The sequence below is a fragment of the uncultured Bradyrhizobium sp. genome (assembly GCF_964252615.1).
In the GTDB taxonomy this organism is placed as follows: domain Bacteria; phylum Pseudomonadota; class Alphaproteobacteria; order Rhizobiales; family Xanthobacteraceae; genus Bradyrhizobium.
The window spans coordinates 36474-55146 of record NZ_CAXUNQ010000031.1 but is presented as its reverse complement, the minus strand read 5'-3'; the positions used below and the strand labels follow the sequence as shown (position 1 = coordinate 55146).

The following is an 18673-nucleotide window of genomic DNA, read 5'->3' as shown; positions in this document are numbered from 1 at the left end:
CGCTACGTCCACTTAAATCGAACCGGACAGCCGTGGCACAAGGCCGGGCATGACGAACTAACCACAAAAATCGAAATCAGAGGCTCAAGTCCGCGGCTCGAACATGCATTGCAGCGTCGGCTTCGCGATCTTGGTGAAGGTCGCAGCAATCTGTGGTTGCTTGGATGCCGGCACCCAGTCGTTCTCGATGGTCGGCACCCCGGTCTCGCTGATGCCTCGCAGCAACGCCTCGCGCAGATCCGGGTCGTCAACGGCTGCGACCGCATGGTCGTGTAAACAGCCGCAGACGGATTCAGGATGCGCCCAGCGATCCACCATGTGCGGCGCGCACAAGCGCACGAATTCGCCGCGCGGGTCGGGCAGTTTCTTCCAGGACCAGATTTGCGCTTGCGCAGAACTTCCGAAGATGACGGCCAGGAGGACGGCGGCGAGCGAACTGGTGCGGATCATCGTCACATTCTTCTTTTCGCGTTTTATGGGGACAGACGTGATCAGTTGGCGGCAACGGCAGCCGGCGCGGCGCTAACGACCGGCGAGCCGCTGTAGGAGAAGGTGCCGACGCCGGGCAAGCTGGCGTCGGACGAACCGGCCATCGAGGGACCGGCCAGAATGAAGGCGAAGGCCAGGATGAAGCTGATCGTCCGCATGGACTGTCTCCGGTTCGGGCTCAGGCGCTGACGCCCTTTCGTTGCCAACTTGATAGCCAATGGCTGTTTCCGGATGTCTGCTCGAAAAACAGAAAATGGTTTCGTCGTTCATGAGAATTGTTTCGTCGGAACCACATGACGAAACAATTCACCGCAAAACATCCACAATTCAAGCAGGTTGAGCTGGCGAGGCGAACCTACGGGGCGCTCGCTTCCGCAAGCCCGTTTCCGCCGGCCGCGTCAGCATTTCTTCAGCCTTTCCGGGGTAGGCAGGCCCTGGGTGCGAAGTAGCGGTGGATCAGGACCGTCCGCATCCGACTTAACCCGCGCATGCAACTTTTCTAGGCACTCGCGCGTTTTTGCATATCTCCGGAAATAAGGAGTGCAGTCGTGGGTAATGGCAGCATGGATGTCCGCAGCATGATCCCGGCCCGCGACACCGGTCAGCCGAATGCTGAACCTCTGGCAAGCGGCTTTCCCGACCTGCGGCTTGACGGCCGAAATCCCTTGAAATACGAGCGCATCACAAAATGCCGCGCGATGTCAGAGCAAAGCGCTGACGGCGGCCGGGGCAACGACCAGATGCCCCAGAAACTGGTGCACCTGGTCGGTTATCGCGATCCCAATGCCGTCCGAAGCATTGGATCCGGCCGTCCCGCTCGCCATGAACCACTGACATCATCCCCGCCGATTACTGGATGAATTCACTGCACTTCTGGACTGCGGCGTCGGCAGCGCCCCATGGCATGATCGGCACCGACGACGTCGAATTCTTCGGCGAGCCTTCTATGATCCTGTCCGAATAGACCATGTAAACGAGCACATTGCGTTTGGAGTCGCAGCCTCGGACGATCTGCATTTTCTTGAAGAACAGCGAGCGCCGCTGACGGAACATGTCGTCCCCCTGCTCCAGCTTGCCCTTGAAACGGATGGGACCGATTTGCCGGCAGGCCAGCGAAATGTCCGAAACTTCTTCCGCAAGACCCAGCCAACCCTTGTAGCCGCCCTTTTCAGGCACCGTGAAATGGCAAGCCACGCCATCCACCTCCGGGTCGTCAAGGCCATAGGTCGCGAGCTTGTCGTTGGGGCTGAGCCATTTGAAAACCGTCGAGCGCCGGAAGATCAAGTCCGGCTCATCGGCGGCGCGCGCGGATGAGCCGCCCACCACCGCTAGCGCCAAGCCGGCGAAAATCCAGCATCTCAGGCGCGTGTGGCAGCGATGGCGTGTCATGACGATCTCCGTGTGCAAGTCCTTCATGTAGTGCGGCGATTTCAAACCGAAAGACGCCCGACCTGTCCGAGCTTAGTTAATGAATTGTGAGACTTTTTTGCTACGCTGACGCCATATCCGCGAGGAAAACAAGACGCTCGCGCTAGCGGGGTTCGCGGCTGCGAACTAAACAGTGAGCTATTCGGAGTGCTGGGAAGTGGATGCGTACAGTAAGGAATCGGTCCGCCGACGGTACTCTAACAAAAGCTATCGGTTCGGCAACGCAGGGTTTTCCAGGGGATTTTGGGCAGTTGCGACGTTAACGGCCGGAGTTTGCGGCGCCGCTTCCTCTACGGCGGCCGCAACCTATTTCTGGCCGGACTACTATGAACCCGACCTGTCATATCGCGCGGTAACGCCGCATATTCACAGGCCCAAAAAACCTCGGCTTCCCAAGACCGACAACGTCTTGCAAGACACCCGCAAGCCGCAGGGACCGCTGATCATCGCCATCTCGATCGAGAAGCAAATCCTCAAGGTCTACGACGCCAACGGCGCGTTTGCGGAGACGCCGGTTTCTACCGGCATGCGCGGGCATTCGACGCCGATGGGCGTGTTCAGCGTCATCCAGAAGCACAAATACCACCAGTCAAACATCTATAGTGGCGCGCCGATGCCGTATATGCAGCGCATCACGTGGTCGGGGGTTGCGATGCATGCCGGCGCCCTCCCCGGCTACCCGGCGTCGCATGGCTGCATCCGAATGCCCACGAACTTCGCCGTGAAGATGTGGGGGTGGACCCGGATGGGTGCGCGCATCATCATTGCGCCGGGTGAACTGGCGCCGGAGAGCTTTGCGCACGCGCTGCTGCCGACCAGAAAGGCGATACCGGTTGCGGCCATGGAGCTGCCGAAGAACGTCGATGTCGCCGTTATCACAAAGTCCGATAAGGGCGCGATCGTACACCCACCCGTCAAGCCCGCCTATTCGGAAGCAAGTCTTGAACTCAAATCGACGGTCGGGCACGAGTCTGCAAGAGCCGTCCACAGCATCCACACCGCCGACGCCAGCACCGCGCTGACCCAGCCGCAATCGCCGCTGACCGTCGTCGATGTCCCGGCAGCCGGTCGGGCGCCTGTCGAAGCGAAATCGTCCGCCGCCGACCCACGCGCTGCCGAAGCCGGGCATGCCGGAAAGCCGGCTTTGATCGAGCAGCAAAAAGCAACCGAAAGCGTGGCTCTCGACGCGACAACGGCAGCCGGCGATGCCGAAGCCGTCGGTCCGAGTGCCAAGAAGGACCAGTCCCGCGCGGTGGATCCGGATAAGCCGGCAGCTTCGAACCCGGAGCCGGCAATTGCCGCTATACCAAAGCGTAACGGACAGATCGCGGTGTTTGTCAGCCGCAAGGACGGCAAGCTGTATGCGCGGCAGAATTTCGCGCCATTGTTCGAGGCCGCGGTGATGATCGCGCCGAGCGACCGCCCGCTCGGAACCCATGTTTTCACGGCGCAAGCCGACAAGGATGATGCCGGTCTGCTGCGCTGGTCGGTAGTTTCGATGCCGGCGGCGGCTCGCAACGCTGCCCGGTCGGACGACGAGGAACGCGCGTCGCAGCGCCGACGCACGAACGGCGCCATCGAGGTCAACCCTGCGCCTACGCCCGACAGCGCGTCGGAAGCACTGGATCGGCTGAGTATCCCAGCCGACGTAATGATCCGAATTGCCGAGTTGCTTTCGAGCGGCGGCTCGATCATCGTTTCGGATCAAGGCATCGGCGGCGGGGAAACCGGCGAAGGCACGGATTTCATTATTCCGCTGCGCTAGACCGGTCAGCACGCGCAGGCGGCGCGCATAAGATGTGGCAGGTACAATCTCTCCACGCCGGCCCGCGAAGGCGGGAAGGAGAAAATAATCGTTTTGTAAGGCGCGCGCTGGGCTAAAACACAGCCCTGATGGACCGATCCCTGCCGCTCCCTTCAACGCATGCGCCCACGGCGGCGAAGGACGCTGTCGACCGCCTGACGTTTCTCGGCTGGCGGACGGGCCTTGCGGCGATCGTGCTCGGCCTTGCGGCGTCGTTTTTCCTGTTTGGCTACACGCTGGCCTATTGGCGCAACGCCGACATGGATTTCATGGTGGTCTACAACGCCCTCCTCCTCAACGACGGCCGGCCGCAGCAGTTCTTCGATCACACCGCTTACATCTCGATCCTTTCGGTGCAGCTCTGGTTCAGGCTGCTGCACGGACTCGGACTGCTCGACGCCTGGACGTTGTCCAGCATGCCGCCCGCATCAAGCGGGGCCGCGTTCGATGCCGCGATGACGTCAGCCATTCGCGCCGGGCGCCTGGTCGCCTGGCTGACCGCGACCGGCTGCGTGCTGATCTTCGCCGGCCTCATTCGGCCGATCGTGCGCGACTGGCGCGTCGCGCTGATCGCGACCTTCGCCTTCACGTTCTCGGGCGGCGTCGCGATCCACGCCCGCATCCTGCGCAGCGAACTCGTCGCAGCCGTTCCGGTGCTGTCGGCGCTGTTGATCCTGATCGCACTCGGACGCCGCGCCGGCACGGCGCGTCCGCTTGGAATGGCGCTGGCAGCCTTTCTCTGCGTGTTGGGACTGGAAAACAAGGTGCAGGCGATTCTGCTGATCGCGGCACTGCCTTTGATCATCCTGCCGTTCGGTACCGCCGACAGCGCCAGCGTTGCGTTTTGGCGAAATTCGGCGCACGCCTCGCTTGCCACCGCAATCGCGGCCTTCGCAGCCGTAGCCGCGGCGTGGGCCGCATACCCGCTTGTCGGCATCGGTTTCGATCGCGCTGTGATCGAGGCGGCCGGGTTTCGCCCGTTGTTTCTGAACCGGTTCGGCGTGTATCAGGTCGCGCTGCTGATCCTGATCGCCGCCTGCATGGCTGCATATGCCACGGCCTGGAGGATAACCGCGGCCGAAACGCTCGCCTCGATGTTTGCCATGGCGACGGGCGCACTGGTCGCATTGCTGGCGCTGAAATTTGAATTCAATACCGGCAATATCATCGCGGTGGCCAATCCACTTGAAAAGATGCTGAGTTTCACGGACGCCGCAACGGCGGATCTTGCGAATGGCGCAAGCCTGCGGGGCATCGTCGTTCCGCTGTTGGAGGGCATCGCGTCCGTCCTCGCACGCTACACCTTCGTGCTGCATTCTTCACCGCGGCCGACGGTGTTCCTGACCTGGCTCGTCATTCCCGGCATTGTTTTCGCCTGGCGCCAAGGCGAGCGGCTGGCGGCCCTGCAGGCCCTCATGCTTGTGCTGGCGGCGATCGGAATCGACGCGCTCGGCGTGCGCCGCGGCCTGAAGTCGGAATATTTCGTTTTCACCGATCCGCTGATCATTATCGCCGGCGCGATCCTGCTTGACCGCATGCGCAGCTTTCGATTTCACAAATGGGCATATCCGATTGCCGCGACGCTGGTCGGTCTCCACCTCGTGATCGGCCAGGCCGAACCGGTGAAATACGCGCTCAAACGCGCCGGACCGGAGGTCGTATGCGAATGGAATCGATATTACCTTCCGCTGTTGCCACTGCCGTGGTGCAAGGCCGCGTCGTAACGGCGTGTTGAGCGGCGCGTTTGTCCAAAACAGGCTATCGTCCTTGCTTCGTTGGTTCGCACCTCGCAATGACGGAAACCCAACATGATCGATCGCAGAACCATGATGACGGCGGCGCTGACCGCGATCACAGCGCCGGCTCCGGTGAGGAACGCCTTGGCACAACCATCAATGAGCCGGATCACCGCCTACGGCTTTTCGTTTCCGCAGCTTGATGGTGGCGACATAAAACTCGCCGATCTTGCCGGACGGCCTTTCCTCGTGGTCAATACGGCGTCGCTGTGCGGCTACACGCCGCAATATGCCGGGCTGCAGGAGTTGTGGGTCCAGTTCCACGGCCGCGGCCTGACCATCATCGGCGTGCCCTCCAACGATTTTGGCGGCCAGGAGCCCGGTGGCTCGAAAGAAATCGCGGAGACTGCGCAGCACCGATACGGCGTCACCTTTCCGATCGCGGCAAAAACCGTGGTGAAGGGCGCCGGTGCGCATCCGTTCTACAAATGGGCGGCCGAGGCGCGGCCAAAGGATCTGCCGCGCTGGAACTTCCACAAATATATGATCGGTCGCGACGGCTACATCGCCGAGGTATTTCCCGAGTCGGTCGAGCCGGCCGACACGCGTATCAAAACCGCCATTGCGCGTGCGCTGGCGGCCGGCTGACCGCCATTGCGAAACAATCGACAACAGCGAATCATGGAGCGTTGGGGATAAAAGATGCCACGATGGCGGCGCAACCTCGTTTCGGCTAAGCTGAACGGGCGCGAAACACCATCGGCGCACCGGCCGGGTGGCGTTGGCAGGCGAATCCAGGGGGACTGCGATGCGCAGTTTGGCAGGCTTGATCTTTGCGAGCGCAATCTCGGTCGTTGCGGCGGGGACCGCGTCGGCGCAGGCGCCGGCTACGAAAGGGACCGCCCCGGCAGCGCCAGCCGCCAAAGGCGCTCCGCCCGCGCCCCAGGCAGCCCCTGCTCCGCCGGCTGCTCCCGCCCCGCCGCCCGGGCCCAAGGTCGCGTGCAATGGCGCCGCCGATGCGCTGGGTGTTTCTCGCGTCGTGCAGATCGATACCAGCGGCGGACCCGGTTTCGGCTTCGAGCACTTCAAGCAACTCGACTTTCTCAAGGACAAGGAAGTCGTGCTGACGTTTGACGACGGTCCGTGGCTGAACAACACGCCCTCGGTGCTGAAAACGCTGGCCGACCAGTGCACGACCGGCATCTTCTTTCCGATCGGCAAGCACGCCACGTATTATCCCGAAATCCTGAAACAGGTCGCCGCCGCCGGCCACACCGTCGGCGCGCATACCTGGTCGCATGCCAATCTTAACGGCAAGAAACTCAACGATCAGCAGAAAAAGGATGAGATCGAGAAGGGTTTCAGCGCGGTAAAATGGGCCCTGGGAGCGGCGCCTGCGCCGTTCTTCCGCTTCCCGGCGCTACAGCATCCGCCGGAAATGGTGACCTATCTTGGCGAGCGCAACATCGGGATATTTTCATGCGATCTCGATTCGTTCGATTTCAAGTCGAGCAAGTCGCAACAGGTGGTCGATACCATCTTCAAGAAGCTCGACAAGCTCGGCAAGGGCATCATTCTGATGCACGATTTCCAAAAGCATACCGCCGAAGCGCTGCCGGAGATTCTTCGCAAGCTGAAGGCCGGCGGCTACAAGGTGGTTCAGATGAAGCCCAAGACGCCGGTGCAGACCCTGCCGCAATACGACGAGGAGTTGTTGAAGGACGCCAAGCTGCCGACCATGAGCAGCCGTCCGGTCAACAGCGTGGTGCAGACGATCTCGGAATAACGCACCCATGCCGGCGCGGCGCATCGAGGGCTACGTCATCGTATCCGCGGACGGGATGCTTGCGAATGCCGATCGCATGATGCCCGACAGCCTGAAGTTCGAGGGCGATCAAACATTCTTCAACGCGGCGCTCGACCGCGCCGATCTGATCCTTCACGGTCGCTATTCCTACGAGGGCCAGCCGAACTCGCCGAAGCGAAAGCGGCTCATCCTGACATCGGTGACCGCAGCGCTGGCGCCTGACCCGTCGAATCCCAACGCTACCTTATGGAACCCGGCAGGCGCCACCTTTGACCAGGCCTGCGAGCGCGCCGGCATCGAGGCGGGCACCATCGCCGTGATTGGCGGCCCGGATGTGTTCGGGATGTTTCTCGACCGTTACGATACGTTCTGGTTGTCGCAGGCACCGCACGTGCGGCTGCCGGGCGGCTACCCCTGCATGCCCGGGGTGCCCGCGCGTCCGCCACAGGCCATTCTGGCCGCGCATGGTCTTGAAGCCGGAGAGGCGCAAATCCTCGACGCCGCGCATGAGGTTACCGTGACGCCATGGCGCAGAGCGGTTCGTAGGGCCGATTAGCAAAAGCGTAATCCGCCGATCTCCTCGAATGCGGCGCCATCCGCTTCGCTATTGCGTCCTACCGTCCGTATAGGCCGGCTCGACGTTCCTCGGCCCCCGGCCAATTCCCGCGATGACGAACAGCGCGCCGATGATCGACAGGTTCTTCATGGCGTGGATCATGTTGTTCTTCTGGTCGGCGCCGGTCTGGTTCCAGAAATCGTGGTAGTAGAAGGTCGCCGCGATCACAAAGGCGATCAGAACGATCGCAAAAAAACGCGCGCCGAAATTGAGGGCGATCGCAAGACCGCAAATCAATTCGGTTGCGCCCGCCATGATCGCCAGCATCTGCGTCATCGGCATCCCGGTCATGCCTTCGAGCTGTGTGGTGTAGGCCGTCAGCGTCCCGGGAATGACGACCTTGTCGGTGATCATCTGGGTCGTCGCGGCAATATCGAACAGCTTGAAAGCCCCGGAGACGATAAACAAAACGGCAAAGACGACGCGTCCGAAGGTGATAAAAGCTGGCATGGTCGGCCTCACTTGAACTGCTGCAGTACATCGCCCGAACGACGACCAATTATGGGCGTTCGGCCGGAGCTTTTCAAACGATCAGATGAATCTCGAGATTGCGATCGGGACCGAGCCCGAGCACGATCGATCGCTGCGCAGTTCGATCTAGCCGAACAGGCTCGGCTGCTGGCGGCCCGTCCGCTCCTGGGCTTCGACCGCCGCGACCGCCGTCATATTGAGAATGCCGCGCGCCGTCACCGACGGCGTCAGAATGTGGGCCGGCCTGGCGGTCCCCAGCAAAATCGGGCCCACCGGCAACGCGTCGGCCAGAATCTTGATCATCTGATAGGCCGCGTTGCCGGCATCGAGATTGGGCATGATCAGGACGTTTGCTACGCCGCTCAAGCGCGAATGCGGCAGGATCAACTCACGGGCGGCTTCGGACAACGCGGTATCGCCCTGCATCTCGCCGTCGGCTTCAATTTCCGGATGGCGCTCGGCAAACAGATTTGCAGCCTTGCGCATCTTGCGCGAGGATTCGGTGTCGTAGCTGCCGAAGTCGGAATGCGAAACGAAAGCGATCTTTGGAGTGATGCCAAAGCGCTGCACGTGAACCGCTGCCCGTCCCGCGATATCCACGAGTTCTTCGGCGGACGGGTTTGGCCGTACCTGCGTATCGGCAATGAAAAGGGCGCCTTTGCTGGAGATCACCAGGGAGAGCGCCGCAAAATCGCTGGCGCCGGATTGGAATCCGACGATTTCGCGGATATGACGGAGATGGCGCATATAGCTGCCCTCGATGCCGCAAAGCATCGCGTCGGCTTCGCCGCGAACCACCGCCAGCGCGGCAATGACGGTGGCGTTGGTCCGAATTGTAGTACGCGCGACATCCGGCGTCGCCCCATAACGTCCCGCGACCGTCATGTAGGACTGCACATAGGACCGATAGCGTGGATCGTCCTCCGGATTGACGAGGTCGAAATCCCGGCCGGCCTTGATCGCAAGCCCGAAGCGCTTGATCCGCGCCTCGACCACCGACGGGCGTCCCACCAGGATCGGCCGCGCCAGCTTTTCCTCGAGCACGACCTGGGTCGCGCGCAGCACGCGTTCGTCCTCGCCTTCGGCATAGATCACGCGCACCGGCTGAGTTTTGGCTTTGGCGAATACCGGCTTCATTACCAGTCCGGAGCGGAACGCAAAGCGCTCCAGGCCCGCGACATATTCCTCGAACTTCTTGATCGGACGGGTCGCGACGCCGGAGGCCATCGCGGCCTTTGCCACGGCGGGCGCGATACGCAGGATCAGCCGCGGATCGAACGGGCTCGGAATTAGCGACCCCGGACCGAACCCCTGGGTTTCGCCGCTATCGAAGCCGGCCGCCACCGCATCCGACGGCGGATCGCGCGCGAGCTGCGCGATCGCGTCCACCGCGGCGTGCTTCATATCCTCGTTGATCGCGGTGGCCCCGACATCCAGCGCGCCGCGAAAGATGAACGGGAAGCACAGCACATTGTTGACCTGATTGGGGAAGTCGGAACGTCCGGTGCAGATCATGGCATCGGGACGCGCTTTGCGCGCCTCATCCGGCATGATCTCAGGATCCGGGTTGGCCAGCGCCATCACCAGCGGCTTGTCGGCCATCTGCCTGACCATCTCGGGCTTCAGCACGTTCGGAGCGGACAGACCGAGAAAAATATCGGCGCCGGCGATCACCTCGGCCAGGGTGCGCTTCTCGGTCTTCTGCGCATACACCGCCTTCCAGCGGTCCATCAGCGTATTGCGCCCCTCATGCACGACGCCATCGATATCGCAGACCCATATATTCTTGCGCTGCGCGCCCAGCGAGACCAGCAAATTGAGGCAGGCAATCGCCGCAGCGCCGGCTCCGGAGGCGACGATCTTGACGTCCTCCAGCTTCTTGCCGTTGAGCAGCAGCGCGTTCTTGATCGCGGCGCCGACGATGATGGCGGTGCCATGCTGATCGTCGTGGAACACCGGAATTTTCATGCGCTCCTTGAGCCGGCCCTCGATCTCGAAGCATTCCGGGCCCTTGATGTCCTCCAGATTGATGCCGCCGAAGGTCGGCTCGAGCGCCGCCACCGCTTCGACGACCTTCTCGATGGTGTCGGCGGCGATTTCGATGTCGAACACGTCGATGCCGGCGAACTTCTTGAACAGCACCGCCTTGCCTTCCATCACCGGTTTCGACGCCAGCGGGCCGATATTGCCAAGTCCGAGCACGGCGGTGCCGTTGGAAACGACGGCGACCAGGTTGGCGCGGACGGTCAGGTCGGCCGCTCTTGCGGGGTCGGCGGCGATATCCATGCAGGCGGCAGCGACGCCGGGCGAATAAGCGAGCGCCAGATCGCGCTGGTTGGCGAGCGGTTTGATCGCCTGGATTTCGAGCTTACCGGGCCGCGGAAACTGGTGATACGCAATTGCCGCGGAATGAAGATCTTCGGAATAGGATGCCATAGATTCCCCCGCGGCTTCCTCGGCCCCGGCTTGATACACCGATGGCCTGGCTAAGGCAGATCAATTGTCCGGCAGATTGAGCCGAATATGAAGCTCGCGCAACTGCTTGGGCGCAACCTCCGAGGGCGCGCCCATCAGCAGGTCTTCGGCGCGCTGGTTCATCGGGAAAAGCGAGATTTCGCGCAGATTGGAGGTGCCGCAGAGCAGCATGACAATTCGGTCGACGCCTGCAGCCATGCCGCCATGGGGCGGCGCGCCATACTGGAACGCGCGATACATGCCGCCGAACCGCTCGACGACCTCTTCCTCCCCATAGCCGGCAATCTCGAACGCCTTCACCATGGCGTCGGGCCGGTGATTGCGGATGCCTCCGGAAGCAATCTCGTAGCCGTTGCAGACGATGTCGTACTGGAACGCCTTGATGGTCAGGGGATCGGCGGTTTGCAATGCCTGAAGGCCGCCCTGCGGCATCGAGAACGGGTTGTGCGAGAAATCTATCTTCTTTTCGGTTTCGTCATATTCGTACATTGGAAAATCGACGATCCAGGCCAGCTCGAAGCGATCCTTGTCGATCAAATTCAATTCTTCGCCGAGTTTTGCGCGCGCCAGGCCTGCGAACTTCCAGAATTTTGCGGGGTCGCCGGCGACGAAGAACGCGGCGTCGCCTGCCTTCAATCCGAGGGCCGTACCGATCGCCGCTGTGCGCTCGGTACCGATGTTGTTGGCTAGCGGCCCTGCGCCCTCGCCGCCCTCGCGCCACATAATGTAGCCGAGTCCAGGCTGGCCCTCGCCTTGCGCCCACGAGTTCATGCGGTCGCAGAACGCACGGGAGCCGCCGCCAAGTCCGGGAATCGCCCACACCTGGTTCCTGGAGTCCTCCAGCATCCGGGCGAACACCTTGAAGCCGGAACCGCGGAAGTGTTCGGACACGTCCTGCATGACGATCGGGTTACGCAGGTCGGGCTTGTCGCTGCCATATCTGGATATTGCGTCCGCAAAAGGTATCCGCGGCCAGCCGCGGGTGACCGGCTTGCCTTGGGCAAAATCCTCGAACACACCGGTGACAACGGGTTCCATTGCCGCGAACACGTCGTCTTGTTCGACAAAACTCATCTCGACGTCGAGCTGATAGAACTCACCCGGCAGCCGGTCGGCACGCGGGTCCTCGTCGCGAAAGCAGGGTGCGATCTGGAAGTAGCGGTCGAAGCCCGACATCATCAGGAGCTGCTTGTACTGCTGGGGGGCCTGCGGCAGCGCATAGAACTTGCCCGGATGGATGCGGCTCGGCACCAGGAAGTCGCGGGCGCCTTCCGGCGACGACGCTGTCAAAATCGGGGTCTGGAATTCGAAGAAACCTTGTTCCTTCATCTTTTTTCTCATTGAATCAACGATTTGGCCGCGAGTCATTATATTTTGGTGGAGTTTGTCGCGACGAAGATCGAGGAAACGGTACTTAAGCCTTATATCCTCAGGATATTCTTGCTCTCCGAATACTGGCAGCGGCAGCTCGGCGGCCGGACCCAGCACCTCGATTTCGGTGATGAAAATCTCGACTGTTCCGGTCGGCAGTTCGGCGTTTTCGGTACCTTCCGGACGACGCCGGACCTTGCCGTCGATCCGCACCACCCACTCCGCGCGCAATTTTTCGGCATCCTTGAACGCCGGCGAATCCGGGTCGGCAACGCATTGGGTCAGCCCATAATGGTCGCGCAGGTCGATGAAAAGAAGCCCGCCGTGGTCGCGAATGCGATGGCACCAGCCCGACAAACGAACGTCCTGGCCGATGTGGCTGTCGCGGAGCGCGCCGCAGGTGTGGGAGCGGTAACGATGCATGGAGGTCCTGGAAGCGTCGGGGGTGGGCGAAGGCCCGCTAGCATTCATGCAAAAGCGAATGCAGACGGCGTGAGGGTTTACCCGAGCCGAACCGGCGCGGCAACCGGGCCCGGGTCGGGCCGCTGAAACGACCGAGCGTGATTGCCAATGCCCGGCGCCTTCCTATCTCTACGTTCATGACGCTCCACTTCCCCTTCGACAATACCTACGCAGCTCTGCCCAACGGCTTTTTCGCCCGGGTCGCGCCCACCCCCGTGATGTCCCCCAGACTGGTCAGGCTGAACCGGCCGCTCGCGTTGCATCTCGGCCTCGATCCGGAGTGGCTGGCGGGCTCCGAAGGCGTCGAGACCCTTGCCGGCAAACGCGTCCCTGAAGGCGCCGATCCCATTGCCATGGCCTATGCCGGGCACCAGTTCGGCCATTTCGTGCCGCAACTCGGCGACGGTCGCGCCATCCTGCTCGGCGAGGTCATTGACGCCGACGGCGTCCGCCGCGACATCCAGCTCAAGGGCTCCGGACCTACGCCCTTTTCGCGCCGCGGCGATGGCCGCGCCGCACTTGGGCCCGTGTTGCGCGAATATATCGTCAGCGAGGCGATGGCAGCGCTGGGCATTCCGACCACGCGTTCGCTTGCGGCCGTCGTGACCGGGGAGAACGTGGTGCGCGAGACGCTGCTGCCGGGCGCGGTGCTTACGCGGGTGGCGTCCAGCCACATCCGCGTCGGTACCTTCCAGTATTTCGCGGCGCGCAGCGACGTTGCGGGCGTACGGCGCCTCGCCGATCACGTGATCGCAAGGCATTATCCCGAGGTAGCCGGCGCCGAACATCCCCACCGGGCGCTGCTGGACGTGGTGATCGCGCGGCAGGCCGGCCTGGTCGCGCGATGGCTGCTGGTCGGCTTCATTCACGGCGTCATGAACACCGACAACACGTCGGTTTCGGGCGAGACCATCGACTACGGTCCATGCGCCTTCATGGATAGTTACGATCCGGCGACGGTCTTCAGTTCGATTGACGAGCAGGGCCGCTATGCCTATGGCAACCAACCCCGCATCGCGCTGTGGAACCTGACGCGGTTCGCCGAATGCCTGTTGCCGCTGCTATCCGGGGACCAGGAGAAAGCCATTGCGGAGGCGCAATCGGCACTCGGCGAGTTCGCCGATAAGTTCGACAATGCCTATTACGCCGGTCTGCGCCGAAAGCTCGGCCTGTTCACTGCGCGCGATGACGACCCGAAATTGGCCGGCGATCTGCTGAAGGCGATGGCCGACAACGAGGCCGACTTTACGCTCACCTTCCGGCGATTAAGCGATGCAGCGCTTGGTCCCGAAGGCGATGCCGCAGTCGGGCAGTTGTTCGCCGATCCCGCGGCCTTCGACGCATGGGCCGTGCGGTGGCGGCAGCGGACGTCAGACGAGCTCCAGGATGCCCCGGCCAGACAGGCGGCGATGCGCGCGGTCAATCCCGCTTTCATTCCACGCAATCATCGGGTGGAAGCCGTCATCGAGGCGGCGGTGAACCGCAACGATTTTACGCCGTTCGAAGAACTTGTGACCGTTCTGGCGAAGCCATACGAAGACCAGCCGGCATTCATCCGCTATGCCGAACCGCCCCTACCCGGCGAGCGCGTGCTGCAAACTTTTTGCGGAACCTGAATGGTTAACCGTCCGGTAACCGCGCCGGCGCCGTTCTTGGCCGGCGGCACAAACGTTAAGAAACGCTCAACCGGTTCCCGACAAATCTACCAGTTTGCCGGGAGAGTTACGTGTACGACGCATTGGTGTTTGAGTTCATAGGGGCGGCGATGCTCGGGCTGTGCGGCATCGTGATCGCTTTGCCGTCGCGGCGTCCGCCTGTCGGACGTGCACGCAGGGTCTGACCTGCCAGGCATCGTGTCCCGGACGCGGCGGCATCCCCCATGCAGTTCCGCAGAGCCAAAGCACGAATAGCTAAAAACTGCCTGCCTAACCCCGTTGCAAGCCTCAAATTTGCTGCAAGACTCTTGACATACCAGCGCTTTCGGCAGAACGCCCTTTTAGAAGCGTTATGGACCGTTCATGGAACTGATCACTACCACCGCCGACCTCGCGGCCGTTTGCGACCGCCTCGCCAAGCACGCGGTGATCACCGTCGACACCGAATTCCTGCGTGAAACCACATATTATCCGCTGCTCTGCGTGGTCCAGATGGCCAGCGCCGACGAAGCGGTCGTGATCGACACGCTCGCCGCGGGTCTCGACTTAAAACCATTCTTCGACCTGATGGCCAACGAGAAGGTGCTGAAGGTTTTCCATGCCGCACGGCAGGACATTGAAATCATCTGGCACGAAGCCGAAATACTTCCGCATCCGATCTTCGACACCCAGGTCGCCGCCATGGTGCTCGGCTATGGCGACAGCATCGCCTACGATCAGTTGGTCGAGCGCGTTACCGGGCACCGGCCGGACAAGACCCATCGTTTCACCGACTGGTCGCGGCGGCCGCTGACCGAGGAACAGACGCACTACGCCGTTTCCGACGTCACCCATCTGCGCGACGTGTTTGCGGCGCTCGATGCCGATCTCAAGAAACGCGGTCGCAGCGAGTGGGTCAGCGAGGAAATGGAAGTCCTGACCTCGCCCAAGACCTACGATTTCCACCCGGAGCGCGCCTGGGAGCGGCTGAAGACGCGGGTGCGCAAGCCGAAAGAGCTGGCCGTGCTGATGGAAGTGGCGGCTTGGCGCGAACAGGAAGCGCAGAGCCGCGACGTTCCGCGCAGCCGCGTGCTGAAGGACGACGCCGTCGGCGACATCGCCACCCACGCCCCGACCAGCCTGGAACGCCTCGCAAGCCTGCGCTCGCTCCCGAAAGGGTTCGACCGCTCGAAGTGGGGCGCCGACATCGTGGCAGCCGTGCAGCGCGGCATCGCCCGCGACCCGCGCGGGCTGCCCAAAATTGAAAAACAGCGCAACAACTCCAATGGCGCCATCGTAGAGCTGTTGAAGGTGCTGTTGCGGATGACCTCCGAACGTCACGCCGTCGCCAGCAAGGTGATCGCCACGGTCGACGATCTCGAACAGATCGCGGCGGATGACAATGCCGACGTCGGAGCGCTGCACGGCTGGCGGCGCGAACTGTTCGGCGAGGCCGCGCTCAAGCTGAAGCATGGCGGGTTGGCGTTGGCGATCGAGAACGGCCGCGTGGTCCGTGTGGATCGCGATCAGGCGTGACCCCGCTATCGCAAGGGACCACCCTCTTCGGCGAGCCTGACAAAGGCCTACGCGGCATCCCGACGGGCCAAAGCTGTCCCGATCAGGGAGCGCAGAAACCGCTGCTCCTCCCCGAGCCGTTGCTGAGATAACGGACTTTCCTCAGATTGGAACAGTCCCGATCTCCGAATGTTCGGCATCGAAGGCCGTTCAAGAACAGGGCAATCAGGGCCGTCCTAAGCTGCCATGCCAAGGCGTGCGGCCGACTTTGTACGGACCGGTTTTCCGCCCGGCGGATCTTCCGGCCCCCGATCCAACTCGGATAGCGCATCGAGCACCTCATCGATGGTTACGAGGCGATGGGACCCGGGCAGTTCTCTCAACGCCGGGTTCGATGCCACCGCGGCCGCATCCGATGCCCAGGATGCGAGAATGGCACGCTTCTCGTAAGTCGAAATCGCGGTATCAGCAACGACGTCGCGAGGGTGATCGTAGGCCGAACCGGGATGCAGGATCGCATTCAGGTCAATAATGTTGTCAGCACGATCGATCATCGGATGATCCTCCTTTCCTTCTCCTTGTTCGCACTGCCGATGACTTCCCACCCGCCAAGGCGGGTGGAGCTCCCGCCCGGCCCCGGGCGGGAGTCACATTTGGTCGAAATCAGGCGGCTTTGCCTTCAAGCTGATGCACGTTGTCGGTAGCGGCGCCATTGATTGCAATCCGCCGCGGCTTCATCGCTTCGGGAATTTCCCGGACCAGCTCGATTTTCAGCAGACCATTTTCAAACGAGGCGTTTTTCACCTGAACGTAATCGGCCATGTTGAACTGCCGCTTGAAGGGCCGCGCCGAAATACCTCGATACAGATATTCGTGCTCGGCCTTATCCACCTTGCCGCCCTCGATGGTGACCACGTTCTGCTCGGCCGTCACGGAGATTTCGTCGGGCGAAAACCCGGCGACCGCGAGCGAGATCTGGTAGCGATCGTCGCCCAGCCGTTCGATGTTGTAGGGGGGATAGTTGTCCTCGCCGGCACGCTGGGCGGTTTCAGCGAGGTCGAAAAGGCGATCGAAGCCAATGGTCGAACGCCAGAGGGGAGAAAAGTCGTAAGTGCGCATAGCCAAATCCTCCAAAGAGCAAAATGGTACGAGCGGCACCGGACCTGACCAGTGCCCGTCTCACATTCCCGACCCGTTGCGGCATCGGGAACACCACCTCACGGTGGCGACCCGATAATTAGAAAAACGCCTTTTTGGTTTCAAGAGGGAGCAGAAAAATTTTTAGCCGGTATCCGGGCCGGCCTTTTAACTGACGGGATGCCGACCTGGATCGTCATGCGCCGCAAGCAATGCGCTGTTCAGCGCCGCACAATCGACCCTGACCGCCCGAGCAGCCGCGCCAGTTGCTTGAAGCGGCTGCCGACGCGGTCGGCGACGAGATCGACCATCCGATGCTCGAACACCAGCATCAGTTTGCGGCCCCGGCTGCGAAAATGCGTCGCCGGCAATACGCCGGGCCGCGCCGCCGAGATCAGGTGCGCGACGCGAAACGCCGCTCCGAGAACGCGGGCGCGCTCGACCATCGGTGCAGGGACCATGTCGCGGATTTCCGTCGGCGGCTCGTTCTGTTCGCTCAGGCCGGCATAGCGATAGAATACTGCGAGCGCCACGAACGCCCTGCCCTGATGACCGACCGTGCCGAAATTTCCGTTGGTGATCAGGCTCATCGTCTGCTCGCCACGGTGGTCTGGATGAACCCGCCAGCCAATGTCCGATAACAGACAGGCGGCATGGCGCAGGCGGCGGTCTTCCTCGGTTTCGCGCAGTTTCGCGATTCTGACCAGGCGGTCGGTCCAGCCGATCAGTTCCTCGGCATGACGCGCCGAGCGCGACAGCAGTTCGTTCAGGGTCTGCGCCGCGCAGATCAATCCGTCCTTAGCGCGTTCCCGCTCGGGCAGCATCGAATACAGCAGGCCTTCGCGCACGCCATAGGTCGAAAACACGACGGTCTTTGGTTTCGCCGTGCGAATGATGTATTCGAGAACCAGCGCCGCATAGGCCAGCAGCGGCCGCCGGGCTTCCGATACGGCTTCTATGTCGGCCAGCATGTTGGTGGCCACCAGACGACGCAGACGGCGGGCGAAGTCCAGCGCTTCGGCCGCCGGAATCGAATAGCCGTGCATCACCTGCAACGGATATTCGCTCTGGATGATATGGATGCGCGCCAGCGCCCGCCACGTTCCCCCGACCGCATAGAAGGTCCGGCCCAAGCCGGCCTTGAGTTGCGCAATTTCCGAAAGGTCGTTCTTGACGATGCGCTCGGCGCGCTTGAGCGACTTGTGCGAAGTGTCCTGCAAGGCGAGGCTTCCGAGCGGAAGCGTCACCCCCTGCCGGACGCGGTTGCGGTGGATATCGATCAATTCCAGCGACCCGCCGCCGAGATCGCCGACGATGCCGTCCGGCTTGTGCACGCCGGAGACGACGCCGAGCGCGGACAGTTTTGCCTCGAGCGGTCCCGATAGAATCTTGACGGGCACGCCGCAAATGCGCGAGGCTTTTGCGATGAAGTCGAGGCCGTTGCTGGCATCCCGGCATGCCGCCGTAGCGATGGCATAGACGCGGCCGACTTTCATTACCCGGCACAGCGCGCGAAAACGCCGCAGCGACGTCAGCGCCTTGCCGACGGCATCGGATGCCAGCAGGCCGGTGCTCTGCACCTCGCGGCCAAGCCCGCATAGCGTCTTCTCGTTGAAGATGGAGACGAGGCTGCGCTCCATCGATTCATAGACGACGAGACGCACCGAATTCGAACCGATGTCGATGACCGCGACGCTGGATCTGCGTTTGCGCGGCCGCTTCACCGTA

General features: G+C 62.2%; 17 protein-coding genes. 8 read left to right on the top strand and 9 right to left on the bottom strand.

Going from position 1 to position 18673, the window contains the following annotated elements; genetic code table 11:
* Positions 1 to 84 precede the first annotated feature (84 nt).
* On the bottom strand, positions 85 to 450 hold the full coding sequence (locus ACFE72_RS15880; RefSeq protein WP_375414066.1) for a hypothetical protein: 366 nt from the start codon (positions 448 to 450) through the stop codon (positions 85 to 87).
* A gap of 41 nt (positions 451 to 491) precedes the next feature.
* Complete coding sequence (locus tag ACFE72_RS15875; RefSeq protein ID WP_375414065.1) at positions 492 to 647, bottom strand: hypothetical protein; 156 nt, start codon at positions 645 to 647, stop codon at positions 492 to 494.
* Positions 648 to 1052: 405 nt separating this feature from the next.
* On the opposite strand from ACFE72_RS15875, the gene ACFE72_RS15870 reads away from it, so the two are divergent.
* Positions 1053 to 1349 (top strand): hypothetical protein, encoded by a 297-nt coding sequence (locus ACFE72_RS15870; RefSeq protein ID WP_375414064.1) that lies wholly within the window; start codon positions 1053 to 1055, stop codon positions 1347 to 1349.
* Here ACFE72_RS15870 and ACFE72_RS15865 read toward each other — a convergent pair.
* Positions 1339 to 1878 (bottom strand): CreA family protein, encoded by a 540-nt coding sequence (locus tag ACFE72_RS15865; RefSeq protein ID WP_375414063.1) that lies wholly within the window; start codon positions 1876 to 1878, stop codon positions 1339 to 1341. The genes ACFE72_RS15870 and ACFE72_RS15865 overlap by 11 nt on opposite strands.
* Before the next feature lie 196 nt (positions 1879 to 2074).
* Between ACFE72_RS15865 and ACFE72_RS15860 the strand changes: the two genes are divergently transcribed.
* From ACFE72_RS15860 to ACFE72_RS15840, 5 genes are all read left to right on the top strand, one after another.
* Positions 2075 to 3682 carry a L,D-transpeptidase family protein gene (locus tag ACFE72_RS15860; protein WP_375414062.1) on the top strand — a complete coding sequence of 536 codons (1608 nt, stop codon included), beginning with the start codon at positions 2075 to 2077 and terminating at the stop codon, positions 3680 to 3682.
* 128 nt (positions 3683 to 3810) lie between these two features.
* On the top strand, positions 3811 to 5445 hold the full coding sequence (locus ACFE72_RS15855; RefSeq protein WP_375414061.1) for a hypothetical protein: 1635 nt from the start codon (positions 3811 to 3813) through the stop codon (positions 5443 to 5445).
* Between the two features lie 84 nt (positions 5446 to 5529).
* Positions 5530 to 6105, top strand: a complete 576-nt coding sequence (locus tag ACFE72_RS15850) for a glutathione peroxidase (protein ID WP_375414060.1) — start codon at positions 5530 to 5532, stop codon at positions 6103 to 6105.
* A gap of 160 nt (positions 6106 to 6265) precedes the next feature.
* Positions 6266 to 7243 (top strand): polysaccharide deacetylase family protein, encoded by a 978-nt coding sequence (locus ACFE72_RS15845; RefSeq protein ID WP_375414059.1) that lies wholly within the window; start codon positions 6266 to 6268, stop codon positions 7241 to 7243.
* 7 nt (positions 7244 to 7250) lie between these two features.
* Positions 7251 to 7820: a dihydrofolate reductase gene (locus ACFE72_RS15840; RefSeq protein ID WP_375414058.1), complete on the top strand. Its 570-nt coding sequence runs from the start codon at positions 7251 to 7253 to the stop codon at positions 7818 to 7820.
* Positions 7821 to 7868: 48 nt separating this feature from the next.
* Here the strand turns inward: ACFE72_RS15840 and ACFE72_RS15835 are convergent, their stop codons facing one another.
* The 3 genes from ACFE72_RS15835 to aspS all read right to left on the bottom strand — a co-directional run bounded on the left by ACFE72_RS15835 (position 7869) and on the right by aspS (position 12620).
* A complete protein-coding gene (locus tag ACFE72_RS15835) occupies positions 7869 to 8330 on the bottom strand; it encodes a DoxX family protein (protein WP_375414057.1) in 462 nt (153 codons plus the stop codon).
* Between the two features lie 147 nt (positions 8331 to 8477).
* Positions 8478 to 10787: an NADP-dependent malic enzyme gene (locus ACFE72_RS15830; RefSeq protein WP_375414056.1), complete on the bottom strand. Its 2310-nt coding sequence runs from the start codon at positions 10785 to 10787 to the stop codon at positions 8478 to 8480.
* A gap of 60 nt (positions 10788 to 10847) precedes the next feature.
* Positions 10848 to 12620 (bottom strand): aspartate--tRNA ligase, encoded by a 1773-nt coding sequence (gene aspS / locus ACFE72_RS15825; RefSeq protein WP_375414055.1) that lies wholly within the window; start codon positions 12618 to 12620, stop codon positions 10848 to 10850.
* A 176-nt stretch (positions 12621 to 12796) separates the two neighbouring features.
* Between aspS and ACFE72_RS15820 the strand changes: the two genes are divergently transcribed.
* Positions 12797 to 14275: a YdiU family protein gene (locus tag ACFE72_RS15820; RefSeq protein WP_375414054.1), complete on the top strand. Its 1479-nt coding sequence runs from the start codon at positions 12797 to 12799 to the stop codon at positions 14273 to 14275.
* Positions 14276 to 14677: 402 nt separating this feature from the next.
* Positions 14678 to 15829 carry a ribonuclease D gene (gene rnd / locus ACFE72_RS15815; protein ID WP_375414053.1) on the top strand — a complete coding sequence of 384 codons (1152 nt, stop codon included), beginning with the start codon at positions 14678 to 14680 and terminating at the stop codon, positions 15827 to 15829.
* Between the two features lie 215 nt (positions 15830 to 16044).
* On the opposite strand, the gene ACFE72_RS15810 is transcribed toward rnd, so the two are convergent.
* The 3 genes from ACFE72_RS15810 to ppx form a co-directional block, all read right to left on the bottom strand.
* A complete protein-coding gene (locus tag ACFE72_RS15810) occupies positions 16045 to 16362 on the bottom strand; it encodes a hypothetical protein (protein WP_375414052.1) in 318 nt (105 codons plus the stop codon).
* A gap of 109 nt (positions 16363 to 16471) precedes the next feature.
* Positions 16472 to 16927, bottom strand: coding sequence for an Hsp20 family protein (locus ACFE72_RS15805; RefSeq protein ID WP_375414073.1), 456 nt, complete (start codon positions 16925 to 16927; stop codon positions 16472 to 16474).
* A gap of 239 nt (positions 16928 to 17166) precedes the next feature.
* Positions 17167 to 18669 (bottom strand): exopolyphosphatase, encoded by a 1503-nt coding sequence (gene ppx, locus ACFE72_RS15800; RefSeq protein ID WP_375414051.1) that lies wholly within the window; start codon positions 18667 to 18669, stop codon positions 17167 to 17169.
* Positions 18670 to 18673: the final 4 nt, after the last annotated feature.

Bases quoted from the DNA above. Each gene is read 5' to 3' on its own strand.
- ACFE72_RS15875 (WP_375414065.1), bottom strand. From the start codon at position 647: ATGCGGACGATCAGCTTCATCCTGGCCTTCGCCTTCATTCTGGCCGGT.
- ACFE72_RS15865 (WP_375414063.1), bottom strand. From the start codon at position 1,878: ATGACACGCCATCGCTGCCACACGCGCCTGAGATGCTGGATTTTCGCC.
- ACFE72_RS15820 (WP_375414054.1), top strand. From the start codon at position 12,797: ATGACGCTCCACTTCCCCTTCGACAATACCTACGCAGCTCTGCCCAAC.
- ACFE72_RS15870 (WP_375414064.1), top strand. From the start codon at position 1,053: ATGGATGTCCGCAGCATGATCCCGGCCCGCGACACCGGTCAGCCGAAT.
- ACFE72_RS15840 (WP_375414058.1), top strand. From the start codon at position 7,251: ATGCCGGCGCGGCGCATCGAGGGCTACGTCATCGTATCCGCGGACGGG.
- ACFE72_RS15830 (WP_375414056.1), bottom strand. From the start codon at position 10,787: ATGGCATCCTATTCCGAAGATCTTCATTCCGCGGCAATTGCGTATCAC.
- aspS (WP_375414055.1), bottom strand. From the start codon at position 12,620: ATGCATCGTTACCGCTCCCACACCTGCGGCGCGCTCCGCGACAGCCAC.
- ACFE72_RS15810 (WP_375414052.1), bottom strand. From the start codon at position 16,362: ATGATCGATCGTGCTGACAACATTATTGACCTGAATGCGATCCTGCAT.
- ACFE72_RS15835 (WP_375414057.1), bottom strand. From the start codon at position 8,330: ATGCCAGCTTTTATCACCTTCGGACGCGTCGTCTTTGCCGTTTTGTTT.
- ACFE72_RS15845 (WP_375414059.1), top strand. From the start codon at position 6,266: ATGCGCAGTTTGGCAGGCTTGATCTTTGCGAGCGCAATCTCGGTCGTT.
- ACFE72_RS15850 (WP_375414060.1), top strand. From the start codon at position 5,530: ATGATCGATCGCAGAACCATGATGACGGCGGCGCTGACCGCGATCACA.
- ACFE72_RS15855 (WP_375414061.1), top strand. From the start codon at position 3,811: ATGGACCGATCCCTGCCGCTCCCTTCAACGCATGCGCCCACGGCGGCG.
- ACFE72_RS15880 (WP_375414066.1), bottom strand. From the start codon at position 450: ATGATCCGCACCAGTTCGCTCGCCGCCGTCCTCCTGGCCGTCATCTTC.
- rnd (WP_375414053.1), top strand. From the start codon at position 14,678: ATGGAACTGATCACTACCACCGCCGACCTCGCGGCCGTTTGCGACCGC.
- ACFE72_RS15805 (WP_375414073.1), bottom strand. From the start codon at position 16,927: ATGCGCACTTACGACTTTTCTCCCCTCTGGCGTTCGACCATTGGCTTC.